General features: G+C 64.7%; 15 protein-coding genes. 13 read left to right on the top strand and 2 right to left on the bottom strand.

Annotated features, from left to right (window positions below):
- The first annotated feature begins 4 nt into the window (after positions 1-4).
- From RB623_RS25610 to RB623_RS25560, 11 genes are all read left to right on the top strand, one after another.
- Entirely contained in the window at positions 5-811 is an 807-nt protein-coding gene (locus tag RB623_RS25610; RefSeq protein WP_308059949.1) for an SDR family oxidoreductase, read from the top strand.
- A 9-nt stretch (positions 812-820) separates the two neighbouring features.
- Positions 821-1,768 (top strand): 3-hydroxyacyl-CoA dehydrogenase, encoded by a 948-nt coding sequence (locus RB623_RS25605; RefSeq protein ID WP_308059948.1) that lies wholly within the window; start codon positions 821-823, stop codon positions 1,766-1,768.
- Entirely contained in the window at positions 1,765-2,727 is a 963-nt protein-coding gene (locus tag RB623_RS25600) for a 3-keto-5-aminohexanoate cleavage protein (protein ID WP_308059947.1), read from the top strand. The genes RB623_RS25605 and RB623_RS25600 overlap by 4 nt, the downstream gene beginning before the upstream one ends.
- Before the next feature lie 17 nt (positions 2,728-2,744).
- On the top strand, positions 2,745-3,617 hold the full coding sequence (locus tag RB623_RS25595) for an SMP-30/gluconolactonase/LRE family protein (protein ID WP_308059946.1): 873 nt from the start codon (positions 2,745-2,747) through the stop codon (positions 3,615-3,617).
- 26 nt (positions 3,618-3,643) lie between these two features.
- Positions 3,644-4,522, top strand: a complete 879-nt coding sequence (locus tag RB623_RS25590; protein ID WP_308059945.1) for an SMP-30/gluconolactonase/LRE family protein — start codon at positions 3,644-3,646, stop codon at positions 4,520-4,522.
- A 185-nt stretch (positions 4,523-4,707) separates the two neighbouring features.
- Entirely contained in the window at positions 4,708-5,733 is a 1,026-nt protein-coding gene (locus RB623_RS25585) for a LacI family DNA-binding transcriptional regulator (protein WP_308059944.1), read from the top strand.
- A gap of 39 nt (positions 5,734-5,772) precedes the next feature.
- Positions 5,773-6,723, top strand: coding sequence for a substrate-binding domain-containing protein (locus RB623_RS25580; protein WP_308059943.1), 951 nt, complete (start codon positions 5,773-5,775; stop codon positions 6,721-6,723).
- Positions 6,723-7,523 carry an ATP-binding cassette domain-containing protein gene (locus RB623_RS25575; protein WP_308059942.1) on the top strand — a complete coding sequence of 267 codons (801 nt, stop codon included), beginning with the start codon at positions 6,723-6,725 and terminating at the stop codon, positions 7,521-7,523. Before RB623_RS25580 ends, RB623_RS25575 begins: the two co-directional genes overlap by 1 nt.
- Complete coding sequence (locus RB623_RS25570) at positions 7,520-8,521, top strand: ABC transporter permease (RefSeq protein ID WP_308059941.1); 1,002 nt, start codon at positions 7,520-7,522, stop codon at positions 8,519-8,521. The genes RB623_RS25575 and RB623_RS25570 overlap by 4 nt, the downstream gene beginning before the upstream one ends.
- 2 nt (positions 8,522-8,523) lie before the next feature.
- Positions 8,524-9,591 (top strand): phosphotriesterase, encoded by a 1,068-nt coding sequence (locus RB623_RS25565; RefSeq protein WP_308059940.1) that lies wholly within the window; start codon positions 8,524-8,526, stop codon positions 9,589-9,591.
- A gap of 40 nt (positions 9,592-9,631) precedes the next feature.
- A complete protein-coding gene (locus RB623_RS25560) occupies positions 9,632-10,402 on the top strand; it encodes a glutamine amidotransferase (RefSeq protein ID WP_308059939.1) in 771 nt (256 codons plus the stop codon).
- Between the two features lie 9 nt (positions 10,403-10,411).
- Here RB623_RS25560 and RB623_RS25555 read toward each other — a convergent pair whose 3' ends face one another.
- Positions 10,412-11,308, bottom strand: coding sequence for a ribokinase (locus RB623_RS25555; protein ID WP_308059938.1), 897 nt, complete (start codon positions 11,306-11,308; stop codon positions 10,412-10,414).
- A gap of 26 nt (positions 11,309-11,334) precedes the next feature.
- Here RB623_RS25555 and RB623_RS25550 point away from each other — a divergent pair, with 26 nt between their 5' ends.
- Both RB623_RS25550 and RB623_RS25545 read left to right on the top strand, forming a co-directional pair.
- Positions 11,335-12,177 (top strand): BtpA/SgcQ family protein, encoded by an 843-nt coding sequence (locus RB623_RS25550; RefSeq protein WP_308059937.1) that lies wholly within the window; start codon positions 11,335-11,337, stop codon positions 12,175-12,177.
- Position 12,178: 1 nt separating this feature from the next.
- A complete protein-coding gene (locus tag RB623_RS25545) occupies positions 12,179-12,829 on the top strand; it encodes a TenA family protein (protein WP_308059936.1) in 651 nt (216 codons plus the stop codon).
- A gap of 1,278 nt (positions 12,830-14,107) precedes the next feature.
- Here RB623_RS25545 and RB623_RS25540 read toward each other — a convergent pair.
- Positions 14,108-17,764 (bottom strand): Ig-like domain-containing protein (locus tag RB623_RS25540; protein ID WP_308059935.1); only part of this gene is annotated, 3,657 nt, incomplete at its 5' end.

The following is a 17,764-nucleotide window of genomic DNA, read 5'->3' as shown; positions in this document are numbered from 1 at the left end:
CGTCATGAGTTCACATGCGCCGAACTCGGCCGAGGATTTTCTGAGCGGCCTGAAGGGCCAGCGGGTGGTGATCACCGCCGGCGCCGGCGGCATCGGCCTGGCGATCGCCGACACGCTGGCGAAGCTCGGCGCGCGGCTGGTCGTCTGCGACGTGTCTGACGAGGCGCTGGCCTCCGTCGGCGACAAGGTCAGGGTCGAAGCCGCAGTCAAGGCCGACGTCTCCAGCGAGGCCGACGTCGACCGCCTGTTCGAGACCGTGAAAGCGACGTTCGGTGAGCTCGACGCGCTGATCAACAATGCCGGCATAGCCGGGCCGACCGGCGGGGTCGACGAGATCTCGCCGGACGACTGGCGCCGCTGCCTCGACATCGGCCTCACCGGCCAGTTCCTGTGCGCGCGGCGCGCCGTGCCACTGCTCAAGGCGGCGGGCGGCGGCTCGATCGTCTCCATGTCGTCGGCCGCCGGCCGCCACGGCTACGCCTTCCGCACCCCATATTCGGCGGCGAAGTTCGGCGTCATCGGCTTCACCCAGAGTCTTGCCAAGGAGCTCGGCCCGCATGGCATCCGTGTCAACGCCATCCTGCCCGGCATCATCGAGGGGCCGCGCATCGAGAACGTCATCTCGGCGCGCGCAAAGCAGATCGGCATCAGCCACGAGGAGATGACCGGCCGCTACCTGCAGAACATCTCGCTGCGGCGCATGACCAGCCCCTACGACGTAGCGGCGACAGTCGCCTTCCTGCTGTCGGATGCCGGCTTCAACATTTCCGGCCAGTCGCTCGGCGTCGACGGCAATGTCGAGACGTTGTGAGGATCGGACATGACCAAGGTAACCATCGTTGGAAGCGGCTTCATCGGGCGGGCGTGGGCGATCAGTTTCGCCCGCGCCGGTCATGAGGTCAGGCTCTGGGACCATCTGCCCGAGGCCACCGAAGGGGCACGCGGCTACATCGCCGGCGTGCTCGGTGATCTCGCCGCCAACGAGCTGCTGCGCGGACAGGCACCGGACGAGGTGCTTTCCCGCATCGCCGTCGTCGCCGATCTCGGCGAGGCGCTTGCGGGCGCGACCCATATCCAGGAGAACACGCCGGAAAACCGCGACATCAAGCGCGACATCTTTTCGCGTATCGACGCCGCCGCCGAACCCGACGCGGTGATCGCGTCCTCGACCTCGGCGCTGCTGCCGTCGACCTTCACCGAGCATCTCGACGGCCGCCATCGCTGCCTGGTCGTGCATCCGATCAACCCGCCCTATCTGGTTCCCGCCGCCGAAGTGGTGCCGGCGCCGTGGACCTCACCCGAGACAATTGAAAAGACCCGCGCCTTCCTCATTTCCGCCGGCCATGCGCCGCTGGTGATGAAGCGCGAACTCGACGGCTTCATCATGAACCGCATGCAGGGCGCGCTTCTCGAAGAGGCGTTCCGGCTCGTGGCCGACGGCTATGCGAGCGTCGAGGATGTCGACATCGGCATCCGCGACGGGCTGGCGCTGCGCTGGTCGTTCATGGGGCCGTTCGAGACCATCGACCTCAACGCGCCGGGCGGCGTGCGCGACTATGTCGAGCGCTACCAGTCGATCTACTCCAACATCTTCCCGCAGATGCTGCGGCGCGTCGACTGGGCCGGCGAGGTGATGAAGACCGTCGAGGCCGACAGGCGCGGCAAGGTGCCCAGGGAAAAACTGGTCGAGCGCCAGGTCTGGCGCGACCGCCGGCTGATGGCGCTGGCCGCGCACAAGACTAAATCCGACGAGGAGTTTGGAAAATGAACGAGACCACCCGCAAGTCGAGCGGCTCGACGGCAAAAGGCAAGGTCATCATCACCTGCGCGGTGACCGGCGCCATCCACACGCCGACCATGTCGCCCTACCTGCCGATCACCCCCGACCAGATCGCCTCCGAGGCGATCGCCGCGGCGGAGGCGGGCGCGGCGATCCTGCACCTGCATGCCCGCGACCCCGAAACCGGCAAGCCCGACCAGACGCCCGAGGCTTTTGCGCGCTTCCTGCCGCGCATCAAGCAGGGCACCAAAGCCGCGATCAACATCACCACCGGCGGCAGCCCCTATATGAAGGTGGAAGAGCGCGTGCGGCCGGCCGCAAAATTCAAGCCGGAAGTCGCCTCGCTCAACATGGGCTCGATCAATTTCGGCCTCTACCATCTCGCCGACAAATACGAGACTTTTCTGTTCGACTGGGAGAAGCCGCATCTGGAGGCGACGAAAGACCTCGTCTTCCGCAACTCGTTCAAGGACATCGAGTACATCCTTGCGACCTGCTACGACAACGGCACGCGCTTCGAGTTCGAGTGCTACGACATCGCCCATCTCTACAACCTCGCGCATTTCGCCGAGCGCGGCCTGGTGAAGCCGCCCTTCTTCGTGCAGTCGGTGTTCGGCCTGCTCGGTGGCATCGGCACGCACCCGGAAGACGTCGCCCATATGAAGCGCACCGCCGACCGGCTGTTCGGCGACGCCTTCCGCTGGTCGGTGCTGGGGGCCGGCGCCAGCCAGTTGCGCATCGCCGCGCAGGCGGCGGCGCTCGGCGGCAACATCCGAGTCGGCCTGGAGGATTCTTTGTGGGCCGGCAAGGGCAGGCTGGCCAAATCCAACGCCGAGCAGGTGCACCTCGCCCGCAAGATCATTGAGGGTCTCGGCCTGGAGGTCGCCACGCCGGACGAGGCGCGCGCCATCCTTGAATTGAAGGGCGGCGACAAGGTCGCCTTCTGAGCGACCCGGAGGAGATCATGCTGCGCATCGAGATCCTGAGCGACCGGCCGGACCAGCTCGGCGAAGGGCCGCTGTGGGACGTCCGCGAGCAGCGGCTCTACTGGATCGATTCCTACGGGCCGGCGATCCATAGCTGTGACGCCTCGGGCGGAGATCGCCGGAGCTGGATGTTGCCGGAGCCGATCGGCTCCATGGCGCTGCGCGAGAAAGGCGGCGCCATCCTCTCGCTGCGCGATGGTTTCTACACATTCGACTTCGAGACCGGCGCGGCCGAGCGCATCGCCGAGACCCAGCCCGGCGAGCTGCGGCCGCGCATGAACGACGGCAAGGTCGACCGGCAGGGCCGCTTCGTCGCCGGCTCCATGGACTTCGAGGAGAGCGAGCCGGTGGGGAAACTGTTCCGCCTCGATCCGGACCTGTCCGTCCACACGCTCGACACCGGCATCGTCTGCTCCAACGGACCGTGCTGGAGTCCGGACGGCAAGACCTTCTATTTCGCCGATACGGGCAGAAAGCTCATCTGGGCTTATGACTACGACACGGCGACCGGCAACGTCCGCTCTCGTCGCGTCTTCACCAGCTTCGACAAGCAGCGCGGTCTGCCAGACGGCGCCACCGTCGACGCGGAAGGTTTTGTCTGGAGCTGCGAGGTCTATTCGGGCCGGCTGATCCGCTTCGATCCGAACGGCGTCGTCGACCGCATTGTCGGCCTGCCGGTGAATTCCACCACCAGCCTCATTTTCGGCGGACCGAACCTCGACATCGCCTATGTCACGTCGATGGCTCGGCCGCACCAGTACGAATACCACCGCGAGCGCGAGGCGGGTTTCCTGTTCGCCATCCATGGCCTTGGCGTGCGCGGCATCGAGGAGCCGCGCTTCCGCGGCTGAGCATTTCCATTTCGGGAGGATTCTTGATGAAGATCGAAGTCGTCGTAGACGTGAAGACCACGCTGGGCGAAGGTCCGCTGTGGGACGTTGAGCAGCAGCGGCTCTACTGGATCGACGCCGCAGGCATGAGGGTGTTCCGCGCCACGGCTGAAGGCAGCGAGATACGCGCCTGGGACGTGCCGTCGCGCGTTGGCTCCATTGCTATCCGCAAGGACGGCAAGGGCGCCATCTGCTCGCTGGCGAAGGGCTTCCACGCGCTCGATTTCGGGACTGGCGAATGCCCGCTCATCGCCGAGATCGAACCCGACCGTCCGACCAACTGGATCAACGACGGCAAGGTGGACCGCCGGGGACGCTTCTTCGCCGGAACCATGGACAGCCAGGAAACCGGCCCCTATGGCGCGCTCTACCGGTTCGATCCGGATTTCACCGTCACTCAAGTGGAAACTGGCGTCATCGTCTCCAACGGCCCGTGCTGGAGCCCGGACGGCAATATCTTCTATTTCGCCGATTCGTGGTCGGGTGAAATCTGGGCCTACGACTACGACCAGGATACCGGCAGCGTTTCCAACCGCCGCACCTTCACCAAGATCGACACCTCCAGGGGCGGCGCCGCCGACGGCTCGACGGTCGACGCGGAAGGATTTTTGTGGAACGCGCAGGTCTATGACGGCAAGGTGGTCCGCTACGCGCCGGACGGCACGGTCGACCGCGTCATCGACATGCCGGTGAAGAAGGTGACCAGCGTCATGTTCGGCGGACCGAACCTCGACATTCTCTACGTCACCTCCATGGCGAAGCCGCCACTGCCCCGTTTCCCCCACGACGGTGTGCTGCGCGGCAGCCTGTTCGCCATCACTGGGCTCGGCGTCCGGGGCGTGCCGGAGCCGCGCTTCGCCGGCTGATATTGGCGCTGCCGCTGCCCTGCAGCTCGGCCAGTCAACCACCATCACTTTTCCTGTCCCCGCGCGGCGACCTGCATAGTCGACAGCGGGCAAACCCTCTTGACTCCGCGGAGGCTTCGCTCCTTAATGGTAAAGCGCTTTACTAAACCGCTTTACCGAGCAACTTGCGATTGTCGGACGCTTAGATGTCGAAGGAGCGAGCCACGAGCCTGAAGGATGTCGCCGTCGCGGCCGGCGTGTCTGTCACCACCGTGTCCCGCCTCCTCAACGGCTCGCTCGAACTCCCCACGGAGACACGCCAGCGCATCGAAACTGCCATTGCCGATCTCAGATACGAGCCGAATCCGCACGCCCGCAGACTGAGCCGCGGCCGCTCCGACACGATCGGCCTCGTCGTTCCGGATATCGCCAATCCGTTCTTCGCCACCCTCGTCGCCGCCGTCGAACAGAAGGCGGATGGCGAGGCCAAGGCGCTGTCGCTCTACGCGACCCTGAACCGCTCCGGCCGCGAGGTCGCCTATCTCCGCATGCTGGAGCGCAACCATGTCGACGGGCTGGTCTTCGTCACCAACCACCCCGACGACGGCGAACTGGCCAACCTCATCAATCGCACCGGCAAGGTGGTGGTCGTCGACGAGGACGTGCCGGGCACGACCGTGCCGAAGCTTTTCTGCGACAATGTGCAGGGCGGCTACCTGGCCGGCAAGCACCTGGCCGAGAACGGCCACAGAAATGTACTCTATGTCGGCGGCGTGGAGGGCATGATCAGCACCCGCCGCCGTTTCCAGGGGCTGGAACAGGCGATGATGGAAGGCACTGCGGGAGCAGCGCGGCTGTTTCGCTACGGCGGCGAATACACCGTCGAGTTCGGCCGGCAGGCGGCGCGGCGCTTCCTCGATGAGGGTTTGCCGGCCACAGCCATCTTCGCCAGTTCGGACGAGATCGCCATCGGCCTGATCGAAGTGCTTCGGGCGCAGGGCGTCTCGATCCCGCGGGATCTCTCGATCATCGGCTTCGACGACGTCGGGCCGCTGCACCTCTTCGCACCGCCGCTGACCGCCATCAGGCAGCCCGTGCGCGCCATCGGCGAGCGCGCGCTGGCGCTTCTTCTCGAAACGGATTGGGAGCAGTCCGAAACCTCGCATGGCGAGGAACTGCTGCCCGTGGAAATCGTCGTGCGGAGCTCCGTTGCGCCGCCGCCGAAACAATAATCGCAACGGAAACGGATCAACCAACCAGAGGATAGATCGATGACATTCACCTTTACCCGCAGAACCGTCGCAGCCGCCTTGGCAGCGACCGCGCTCGCCGGCCTGACCTTCGGTCCGGCGATGGCGCAGGACAAGACCTTCGCCCTCGTGCAGATCAACCAGCAGGCGCTGTTCTTCAACCAGATGAACGAGGGCGCCCAGAAGGCCGCCGACGCGGCTGGCATCAAGCTGGTGATCTTCAATGCCAACAACGACCCGGCGGCGCAGAACAGCGCGATCGAGACCTATATCCAGCAGAAGGTGGCGGGAATCGCCGTCGTCGCCATCGACGTCAACGGCATCATGCCGGCCGTACATCAGGCGGCAGATGCCGGCATCCCGGTCGTCGCCATCGACGCCATCCTGCCGCAGGGTCCGCAGAAGGCGCAGATCGGCGTCGACAACGCCAAGGCCGGCGCCGACATGGGCGCGTTCTTCCTCGACTACGTCAAGGCCAACATGGGTGGCAAGGCAAAGTACGGCGTCGTCGGCGCGCTGAACTCCTTCATCCAGAACGTCCGGCAGGAAGGTTTCGAAAAATCGCTGGAAGGCGCCGCCGGAATCGACAAGGCCGGCGTGGTCGACGGACAGAACATCCAGGACAACGCGCTCGCCGCCTCGGAGAACCTGATAACCGGCAATCCCGACATGACCGCCGTCTACGCGACCGGAGAACCCGCGCTGATGGGCGCCATCGCCGCCGTGGAAAGCCAGGGCAAGCAATCTTCCGTCAAGCTGTTCGGCTGGGACCTGACCGCTCAGGCGATTGCCGGCATCGACGCAGGTTATGTCGCGGCCGTCATCCAGCAGGATCCGGCTGCGATGGGTGCTGCCGCGGTCGACGCCCTGAAGACGCTATCCGAGGGCGGATCGGTGGAGGCCAACATCGCGGTGCCGGTGACGATCGTCACCAAGGAGAATGTCGAACCTTACCGGGCGATCTTCAAGTGATGCCTGAGGCAACACAACCAAACGCCGGGGCCGGGGGAGAAAAACTCTCCCGGCAGCCGGGCTCGCAACGGGTGCCGCGCGTCTCGCTGCGCAACATCCGCAAGACCTTCGGCTCGCACCAGGCGCTGCGTGGCGTCGACCTCGATCTTTTTCCGGGCGAATGCCTTGGCCTCGTGGGCGACAATGCGGCGGGAAAATCGACGCTGACCAAGATCGTCTCCGGCACCTATCTGCCGGACGACGGGACGATCGCCATCGACGGCGAAGAGGTGCGCCTGACCGGCCCGGCCGACGCGCGCGCCCGCAACATCGAGATGGTGTTCCAGGATCTGAGCCTTTGCGACCATGTCGACGTGGTCGGCAATCTTTTTCTCGGACGCGAGCCGACGCGAGGGCCGTTCCTCGACCACTCGCGCATGCTGCGGGAAGGGCGCGCCATGCTCGACGCGCTGGAGATCCGCATTCCCCGGCTCTCCGCCAAGGTCGAGAAACTGTCCGGCGGTCAGCGCCAGGCCATCGCGATCGCGCGCGCCGCCTCCTTCAACCCGAAGGTTCTGATCATGGACGAGCCCACGTCGGCGCTCGCCGTCGCGGAAGTGGAGGCCGTCCTCGCGCTGATCAATCGGGTGAAGGCCAAGGGCGTGTCCGTCGTTCTGATCACCCATCGCCTGCAGGATCTCTTCCGCGTCTGCGACCGCATCGCCGTCATGTACGAAGGCACCAAGGTCGCCGAACGCGACATCGGCAACACCAACCTCGAAGAGCTCGTGAAACTCATCGTCGGGGGAGAACGCCATTGACCGCCTATACCGAACGCGCGGCAGGCTCGCCGCTCGCCGACTTCATAAGCGAGCATGCGCAGGTACTCTCCATCACCGCCTTCTTCCTCGGCTGCCTCATATTCTTCGCGGCGACGACCGACACGTTCCTGGCGGCGGGCAACATCCTCAACGTCATACGGCAGGCCGCACCCATCCTCATCGTCGCGGTTGCGATGACATTCGTCATCATCACTGGAGGCATCGACCTTTCGGTCGGGTCGCAGGTGGCGCTCGTCAACGCCGTCGCTGCGATCGTGCTTGCCATGGGCTATCCCTGGCCGGTCGTGGTGGTGGGCATGATCGTCTTCGGCGGGCTGATGGGCATTCTCCAGGGCTGGTTCGTCGCCTATCAGGGCATACCAGCCTTCATCGTCACGCTGGCGGGACTGTCCATCGTGCGCGGTTTCGCGCTCTATCTCACCCAGGGCTACTCGATCCCGATCACCGGCGTTCCGGGCTTCTTCGCGCTCGGCCGCGGCGAGTTTCTCGGCATTCCCGTCCCTGCCCTTATCGCCGCCGCGGTCGCCATTGTCGGCTATGTGGTGATCGCCTCGACGAAGTATGGGCGACAGGTCGTCGCCGTCGGCTCGAATCTCGAGGCCGCGCGCCGCGTCGGCATGCCGGCGAAGTGGATCGTTGCGTCCGTCTACCTCGTCTCAGGCGTGGCATGTGCCATCTCGGGCCTGCTGATTGCCGCGCGCCTCGGGTCCGGTTCTTCCAACGCGGCGGTCGGCTTCGAACTGCAGGTGATCGCAGCGGTGGTTCTGGGCGGCACGTCGCTGATGGGGGGGCGCGGCAGCATCCTGGGAACGATCCTGGGCACGCTAACCATCGCGGTCATTGGCAACGGACTGATCCTGATGCATATTTCGCCGTTCTTCACGCAGATCGTGACTGGCGCGATCATCCTGGTGGCGATCTGGCTCAACACCCGCATCTTCACCACCAGTTTCCGCCTCGGCGGCAAGAAACGATGACGATGGCGAGCGATCTTTCGGAAGCCCATGTGCGCTCGGGCAAGGTGATGACGGTGGCGGGGCCGATCGAGGCTTCCGCGCTCGGCGTCACGCTGATGCACGAGCACATACTGAACGACTGCCGCTGCTGGTGGCATGCGCCGAAGACGCCGGAGCGGCAATATCTCGCGACCAGCTTCGTCTGCATCGAGATCCTCGGCGAACTGCGCCAGGATCCCTTCGTCAACAAGCACAATATCACGCTGGACGACGAGCCGCTGGCGATCGCCGAACTCAGGGAGTTCGCGAAACTCGGCGGCCATACGGTGGTCGAGCCCACCTGCCAGGGTATCGGACGCGACCCGGCAGCATTGCGCCGCATCTCGAAAGCCTCAGGCCTGAACATCGTCATGGGCGCGGGTTACTATCTGGCCGGCTCGCATCCGGCCAAGGTGGCCGGCATGAGTATCGACCAGATCGCCGACGAGATCGTTCGGGAGGCCACCGTCGGGGTGGACGGCACCGACGTCAGGATCGGCCTGATCGGCGAGATCGGCGTTTCCTCCGACTTCACGGCGGAGGAAGAAAAGTCGCTGCGGGGTGCCGCCCGCGCGCAGGCGCGCACCGGCCTGCCGCTGATGGTACACCTGCCCGGCTGGTTCCGGCTCGGCCACAAGGTGCTCGACATCGCAGAGGCAGAGGGAGCGGACCTGCGCCACACCATCCTCTGCCATATGAATCCGTCGCATGACGATCTCGACTACCAGAGCGAGCTCGCCGCGCGTGGTGCGTTCGTTGAATATGACATGATCGGCATGGATTTTTTCTATGCCGATCAGCAGGTGCAGTGCCCGAGCGACGAAGAGGCGGCGCGGGCGATCGTCAAGCTCATCGAGCGCGGACACCGCGACCGCATCCTGCTCTCACACGACGTCTTCCTGAAGATGATGCTGACGCGGTACGGCGGCAACGGATACGGCTACATCCTGCGCCATTTCCTGCCCCGGCTTCGCCGCCACGGCGTGGACGAGGCAAGCCTCGGCATCCTCATGCGGGACAATCCGCGATCGGTCTTCGAGGCGGGAAGCTGAAACGGCGACCAAACGACAGAAATAAGAAACGGAAAATACGATGACCAAAAAAGTCCTTCTCGTCGGCGAGAGCTGGGTCAGCTCGGCCACCCACTACAAAGGCTTCGACCAGTTCGGCAGCGTCACGTTCCATCTGGGCGCCGAGCCGCTGGTGAAGGCACTGGACGGCAGCGCCTACGAACTCACCTACATGCCCGCGCATGAGGCGGTGGAAAAATTCCCGTTCGACATGGCCGGGCTCGACCCCTACGACGTCATCATCCTCTCCGACATCGGCGCGAATTCGCTGCTTCTGCCGCCTGCCGTCTGGCTCCAGTCGAAGACTGTCCCGAACCGGCTGAAACTCATCAAGGCCTGGGTCGAGAAAGGTGGGAGCCTGCTGATGGTCGGCGGCTATTTCTCCTTCCAAGGCATCGACGGCAAGGCTCGCTGGCGGCGCACGCCTGTGGAAGACGTGCTGCCGGTGAAATGCCTGCCTTACGACGACCGCGTCGAAATCCCGGAAGGCGCAACCGCGGTGGTCGTGAAGCCGGACCACGCAACGGTTGCCGGCCTCGGCGGCGACTGGCCGTTGCTGCTTGGCGTCAACGAGGTCGAGCCGCGCGAGCGCGACGACGTCGAGGTCGTCGCGCGTCTGCCGGACGACCAGGGCGGCCATCCGCTGCTCGTCACCGGCAGCTTCGGCAAGGGCCGCACCGCCGCCTGGACCTCGGATATCGGTCCGCACTGGCTGTCGCCGGCATTCTGCGAATGGGAAGGTTATGGCCGCCTGTGGAAGAATATTTTGGGCTGGCTCTCGGACGCACGCTGACCGCGCCGCTCATCTTGCGAGGATGTCTTCCAGCTCCTGGCGGGTCGGGAACGCGGAACGCGTCCCGCGACGGCTGACGGTCAAGGCGGCGGCGGATGATGCGTGGCCCACCGCGCGCCGGTCGAGCGGAACGCCGCGCAGAACAGCCGAGGCGAGCGCGGTGGCCATGAATGTGTCGCCGGCGCCGGTCGTATCGATCGCCTGGGCCGCGACGGCGGCGATCGGCTCGATCCCATTGTCCGAGCCGAGCAGAGCGCCGTCGCCGCCGAGGGTCAGCACGACGCGGCCGACGCCAGCGGCCATCAGGCGGGAGATGGCTTCGGCTCCCGACGAGCCCGCAAGATGCTCTGCTTCACCTCTGTTGAGGAATGCGATGTCGACGAGCGGCCAAAGGCCGGTGAAATATGGCCGAAGCGGCGAAGGATTGAAGGCGGTGACCATGCCTCGCTCTCTCGCCGCGGCAAGAACGCCGCGGGTCACCTCTTCACGGAGGTTTCCCTGCAGGACCGCGAGGTCGCCCGGCCCGGCGGAGGCAAGGGCGGCGAGCGCGTCGTCGAGCGAGAGCGTATTGGCGGAGTCCGTCGTGGTGACGATAGCGTTCTCGCCATCCGGGGTTGTGAAGATGATGGAAAAATCGCTGGCGCGGCCGGCAAGCGCGACGAGATTCGTATCGACCGGTTCCGCGGCAAGCTGCTCGCGGATCGTGCCTGCGCGGAAATCGTCGCCGACAGCGGCGACAAGCGTGGTGGGAACGCCACAGCGGCCCATGACGACGGCCTGGTTGGCACCCTTGCCGCCGAGGTCGCGCGTCTCCTCGCTGCCGAGAATGGAAGCGCCGGCCTCGGGCATGGAGGAAACGGCAATGGTTTCGTCGATGGCGACGTTGCCGATCACATAAGAACGCATATCAGACTTTCGAAGAGAGAAGGCAAATGCAGACGATATCCGACAATAATTCAGGCGCCATAAGGGAAATCTTCGGGCGCGACAAGGCGTTGATCGGAATGATCCATTGTCCCCCCTTCCCCGGTGCCCCGCGCTATCGCGGAGCGGCCATGGACGCCGTCTACGACGCATGCATGCGCGACGCGGAGGCGCTTGTCGGAGGCGGCCTGCATGGGCTGATGATCGAGAACCATGGCGATATTCCCTTCTCGAAACCGGAGGATATCGGCCATGAGACCGCAGCCTTCATGTCGGTGGTCACCGATCGCATCGCGCGGGCCGTGGGTGTGCCGCTGGGTATCAACGTGCTCGCCAATGCGCCCATACCGGCCTTCGCGATCGCCATGGCCGGCGGCGCGAAATTCATCCGCGTCAACCAGTGGGCGAATGCCTATGTCGCCAACGAAGGTTTCATGGAAGGGCGCGCGGCCGAGGCGATGCGTTACCGCTCGCTGCTGAGGGCCGAACACATCAAGGTGTTCGCCGACAGCCATGTAAAACACGGCGCGCATGCAATTACCGCCGACCGGACGATCGAGGAACTGACGCGCGACCTGGCCTTCTTCGACGCGGATGCCGTCATCGCCACCGGCCAGCGAACCGGAAACACCGCCACCATGGAGGAGATCGAGCAGATCGGCGCCGCGACACATCTGCCGCTTCTGGTCGGTTCGGGGGTCGACAAGTCCAACATCGTTGAAATCCTGAAACGCACCAACGGCGTCATCGTCGCGTCGTCGCTGAAGAAGGACGGCGTCTGGTGGAATCCCGTCGATCCGGACCGGGTGAAGGCCTTTGTGGAACAGGCACGCCCGGCCGTGGAGCTTTGAGATGAGCGAAACCCTGTCCGAACAGGTCCTGCGCGAGAATGCGGATGTGCTCGATGCGATGGTCAATCATCGTTTCGTCAACGACATCAAGGAAGACCGCCTGCCGAAAGAAGCGTTCGAGCGTTATCTGGTCTTCGAAGCCGCCTTCGTGGATACGGCCATATCAATTTTCGCCTATGCGGCGGCCAAGGCCGGCACGATCGAACAGAAGCGCTGGCTGATCGGCGTGCTCGACGCGCTCGCCAACCAGCAGATCGCCTATTTCGAAAAGACATTTTCCGCCCGCGGCATCGATCCGTCTGCTTTCGATACGGACATTCCGCAGGTCGCGGCTTTCCGCGACGGGATGCTGGAGATGGCGCGCGACGGCTTCTATCTCGACACCGTCGCCGCCATGTTCGCCGCGGAATGGATGTATTGGACGTGGTGCCGGCAGGCGAGCGAACGCCGGATCAGCGATCCGCTTCTGAGGGAATGGGTGAACCTTCACGCGCATCCGGATTTTGCCGCGCAGGCGCTCTGGTTGAAAGCCGAGCTCGACGCGGCAGGGCCTCACCTGGATCCGGCCGAGCGTGCGCGCCTCAGCGCCATCTTCGGCAGGGCGCAGCGCCTGGAGATCGAGTTTCACGACGCGCCGTACCGGGATCCGTAATACCTGCGTTCCGACGGATAAGGACGAGCTTGGCCCCGTGCCTCCCCGCGACGTTCCCTCCGGAAACAGCGGCCTGCACCGGCAAGTCCCGATCCGAGCCGGCCATGGAGAGCTTTCCTCTGTCCTTGAAAACCTGACCGAGCGGCCGTTGCCTGGCTCTGTCGAGTTCGAGCAACGAGCTATGCCTGCTTGTCCTGGAGCAGTGCCTGAAATCCGGCAGTAAACCAGTCCAAAGTTGAGTTGGCAGGTGAGTCCATTGATGAAAATCAGTTTGATTCCGGGCCAGACGTGCCAGCGTGGCTCGCCACAATCGGCGTGTTCGTTGCCCTGATCCCCACCACCAGCACGCCGGGCTTGGTAAGGCCCGCCGTTCCGAACAGAGCGGCGGGCGTTCCATGTCAGATGCAGGCGATTCGGGCCGCCCCTTCCCAAAACAAGACGTTCACCGGCGGCCTCAGACAGAGATGAGTTCCTTGCATTGATTGATCTTTTTGACTACCGGCCGGAAGATTGGTGGTGCTGGAGGCGGCTCGACCAGGTCAGCTTCACGCCCCGTCCCCGGAGACCGAGAGGCAACAACAGCGCCGTTCCGGCGCGCTCGCTTCCAACGCAGTGAAGTCTGGAATATCTTTTAATTTCAAAGGTATAGCGGACGCTTTACCGAAAGAATGCGTTTCCAGCTTCGTTTGACCGCCGAAAAGCGCGGTTTGGCATTGCTTTCCGGGCGTTCCGCGTTGACGCCGGGTCGAGATTTCTTCGCACGGCCTTCATTAGCGATCGCCCCACTCTCAAGGTCTGATCCCACGCCAGGACGGCACCGAGCTTGGCACCGCTCCGTCACTCGAAGCCGGGCGTCGAAGCGAGGCGGGTAGGAATCGACGACGCGTCAACCGGGAACCACTGGTATCGTATGTCCTGAGCGAGGACGGCCTATGGACCTTTCAATTGCGATTGCTACAATCAGAACGCGAGACCGATTTCATAAATCGGCCCCGCGCCCTGGGTAGGGGACATTCTGCCTTGTCTGTCGATCCTCAGGCTGGCCCCGCTGTTCCTTGGAGCAGCGGGGTTAAGTCCCCATAGAGGTGGGGCAGTATTAGGTCATCCCAAAGGAACCTTGGACGACTTTCGTCGGCGTGCGGCAGAGGCCGCTCCCATTCGCCAAACGGTGACATCGACGTTTGCTACGCGTGCGGCCTGGCTCCCTATCGTGGCAGCGCCGCGTTGCGCTTTGCGACGCCTATCCTGCCGGATTGAGCAGCATAGGCGTCCGATTGGCTACACCACGAAGAAATCCAGGTTGGTCAGCGCCGTCAACGGCGTGACCTTGGCAAACAGGATGGCCGCATTGGCGCCCGTTCCGTCGCTGTCGTAGCTGATATCTCCCGTGGCCGAATTGTAGATGATGCGGTCGCTCGCATCGGCCGCAGCGGACCCTACGACGAAGGCAGTGGCGGCGAGCGTGCCGGTTACCGTCAGTGCGGTGAAGACGCCAGTATTCTCCAGCCGGAACGTGTCGTCCGCGACGGAGAAGTCCGTGACCGTGTCGACATTGGTGCTGCCATTCAGCTTGGAATTGAAGAAGTAGTTGTCGCTCCCCGCACCGCCTGTCAGCGTGTCGTTCCCGAGCCCTCCGACGATCAGATCCGCACCGTTGCCGCCGTTGAGCACATTCGCCCCGTTGTTGCCGGTGAGCGTGTCGGCGAAGGCCGAGCCGGTCAGGTTCTCGATCGAGTTGTAGGTGTCGCCCGCCGCATCCCCGGTGTTGGTCGCCGGAGCGACCAGACTTGCGATGACCGCGGAAATGGCACCCTCGTAAGAGGCGGTGTCCGATCCGGAACCGCCGCTGAGGGCATCGGCGCCGGCTCCGCCGACCAGAACGTCGTTACCGTCCTGGCCGAACAGGTTGTCGGCACCTGCAAGGCCAAACACCTTGTCATCGCCAAGGCCGCCAATGATGCTGTTCGTGCCGGCACTGCCTGTCAGGGTGTCGGCAAAAGCCGAACCGGTCAGGTTCTCGATCGAGTTGTAGGTGTCGCCCGCCGCATCGCCGGTATTGACGCCGGGGTTCGTCAGGCTGGCAACTACCGCAGCCGTCGCCGTGTCATAGGACGCACGGTCGCTGCCACTGCCGCCACTCAGGGCATCGGCGCCGGCTCCGCCGACCAGGACGTCGTTGCCGTCCTGGCCGAACAGGTTGTCTGCGCCGGCCAGGCCGAAGACGGTGTCGTCGCCGAGACCGGCAATGATGCTGTTCGTGCCGGCACTGCCTGTCAGGGTGTCGGCAAAGGCCGAACCGGTCAGGTTCTCGATCGAATTGTAGGTGTCGCCTGCCGCATCGCCGGTATTTGCCGCCGGGGCCGTCAGGCTGGCAACTACAGCAGCCGCTGCCGTGTCGTAAGACGCACGATCGCTTCCCTCGCCGCCGCTCAGGGAATCCGCGCCGGAACCGCCAACCAGAACGTCGCTGCCGTCCTGGCCGAACAGGCTGTCGTTTCCGCCCAGTCCGAAGACGGTGTCATGTCCGCTTCCGCCGATGATGCTGTTGGTCGCATCCGTACCGGTGAGGGTGTCATTGAAATTCGAACCGGTCAGATTCTCGACCGAATTGTAGGTGTCGCCCGCCGCATCGCCGGTATTGCTCGCCGCGTTCGCCAGGCTGGCGATCACCGCCGCTGCTGCCGTATGATAGGATGCCCGGTCGCCACTGCCTGCGCCACCGTCCAGCGTATCGGCACCCGCTCCGCCGGTCAGCAGGTCGCTGCCGTCGCCGCCGTTGAGCACGTTCGCCCCGTTGTTGCCGGTGAGCGTGTCGGCAAAGGCCGAGCCGGTCAGGTTCTCGATCGAGTTGTAGGTGTCGCCCGCCGCGTCGCCGGTGTTTGCCGCCGGAGCGGCCAGACTTGCGATGACCGCGGCTGCCGCATCCTCGTAAGATGCGGTGTCCGATCCGGTGCCGCCGCTGAAGGCGTCCGCGCCGGCCCCGCCGACCAGGACGTCGTTGCCGTCCTGGCCGAACAGGTTGTCAGCACCGGCCAAGCCGAAGACCTTGTCGTCGCCGAGGCCACCAATGATGCTGTTCTTGCTGGCATTGCCTGTCAGGGTGTCGGCAAAGGCCGAGCCGGTCAGGTTCTCGATCGAGTTGTAGCTGTCGCCTGCGGCATCGCCCGTGTTGGCGCCAGCGTTCGTCAGGCTGGCAACCACGGCCGCCGTCGCAGTTTCGTAAGACGCACGGTCGCTGCCCTCGCCGCCGCTCAATGCATCGGCGCCGGCCCCGCCGACCAGAACGTCGCTGCCGTCCTGGCCGAACAGGCTGTCGTTTCCGCCCAGTCCGAAGACGGTGTCATGTCCGCCTCCACCGATGATGCTGTTGGTCGCATCCGTACCGGTGAGCGTGTCGTTGAAATTCGAACCCGTCATATTTTCGATCGAGCTGTAGGTGTCGCCCGCGGCATCGCCGGTATTGCTCGCCGAGTTCGCCAGGCTGGCGATCACCGCCGCTGCCGCCGTATGATAGGATGCCCGGTCACTGCCTGCGCCGCCGTCCAGCGTATCGGCCCCTGCCCCGCCCGTCAGCAGGTCGCTGCCGTTGCCACCGTTGAGCGCGTTCGCCTTGCTGTCGCCGGTCAGGGTATCGTTGGCGGATCCGCCGATTATGTTCTCGATGTTCCTGACCGTGTCTTCCTCGACGCCGCCCACAAAGGCTGTCGCATTCGTGCTGCCGTTAAGCGTGAGCACGACAGATGCAGTCTTGTCGCTGTAGTCGACCGTGTCGGAACCGTCTCCGCCGTCGAGGATGTCCTTGCCTAGCTTTCCTCTTAGCAGGTCGTTCCCACCCGCTCCGTCGATCGTGTCCTCTTCATCCGTCCCGATCAGCACCTCGTCGTCGCCGTTGCCGGGGAAGTTGCCGGACACATTGGTGACGGTGACAGCGATCGCCTGGCTGTCCGTCAGCGCGCCGTCGGAAACCGTCACCACGACATCGTAGACGTTGTCGGCGCCGGCATCGCCCGGCAACTCGAAATCCGGTGCTGTGACAAAGCTGAGCACGCCTGTCGAGCTGATCTGGAACTTGCCTGCGTCCGCGCCGGAGAGCGAGTAGAGCAAGGTCGTTCCCGCATTGGCATCCGTAGCGACGACTGTCGTCACCGCGGTCCCGTTCTCGGGCACCGAGATTGCCGCCGTGGCGCCGCCCCCATCGGACGTGATGACCGGAGCCTCGTCGAGCTCGAGCAGGTAGGTTTGCGTGTCCTGCCCGACAGCCGTGTTCCCTGCCGCGTCGGTGGCGGACACGCTGGCTTCGATCTTGCTGTCGGCATCTTTTGCGAGGTCGCTTCCCTTCACGTCGATGCTGAAGCCGCCGTTGAGAGCCTGCCCGTTGTAGGTCTGGCCGTTCACCGTCAACGTGATGGCATCGCCATTCTCCACGTCACCGCCGACTGTGCCCGTGATCGAGACCATGACTGCCGCTTCAGTTCCGCTGAGTGTATTGTCTGCCGTGACCGGGTCTATGGTGATAGTCGCGCTGGCCGTGGTGTCGAGCACGGTTGCGCCGGATGCGCCGTTGGCGCTGTTGCCGGCGGCGTCGGTGGCCGAGATGGTGACGGTGACGTTGCCGTCGGCAAGCCCGGTCAGATCGGCCGAGCCATTGCCGGTGACGCCGGTCAGCACGACCGGCGCGCCGCCGCCGCTGGAGGTGAAGGTGATCGTCGCCGTGGCGCCGGCGTCGAGGCCGGCCACGGTGTAGGCGACATTGGTCTTCTCGGCGTTGCCGACCAGGTTGTCGCTGACCGAGACGGCGAGGTCGCCGCCCTCGTCGGCCGTGGTGTCGAGCACGGTTGCGCCGGATGCGCCGTTGGCGCTGTTGCCGGCGGCGTCGGTGGCCGAGATGGTGACGGTGACGTTGCCGTCGGCAAGCCCGGTCAGATCGGCCGAGCC

Origin of the sequence: Mesorhizobium sp. LHD-90 (assembly GCF_030929505.1) — a bacterium.
Classification (GTDB): Bacteria; Pseudomonadota; Alphaproteobacteria; order Rhizobiales; family Rhizobiaceae; genus Kumtagia.
This window is presented reverse-complemented; position numbering and strand designations above follow the sequence as displayed.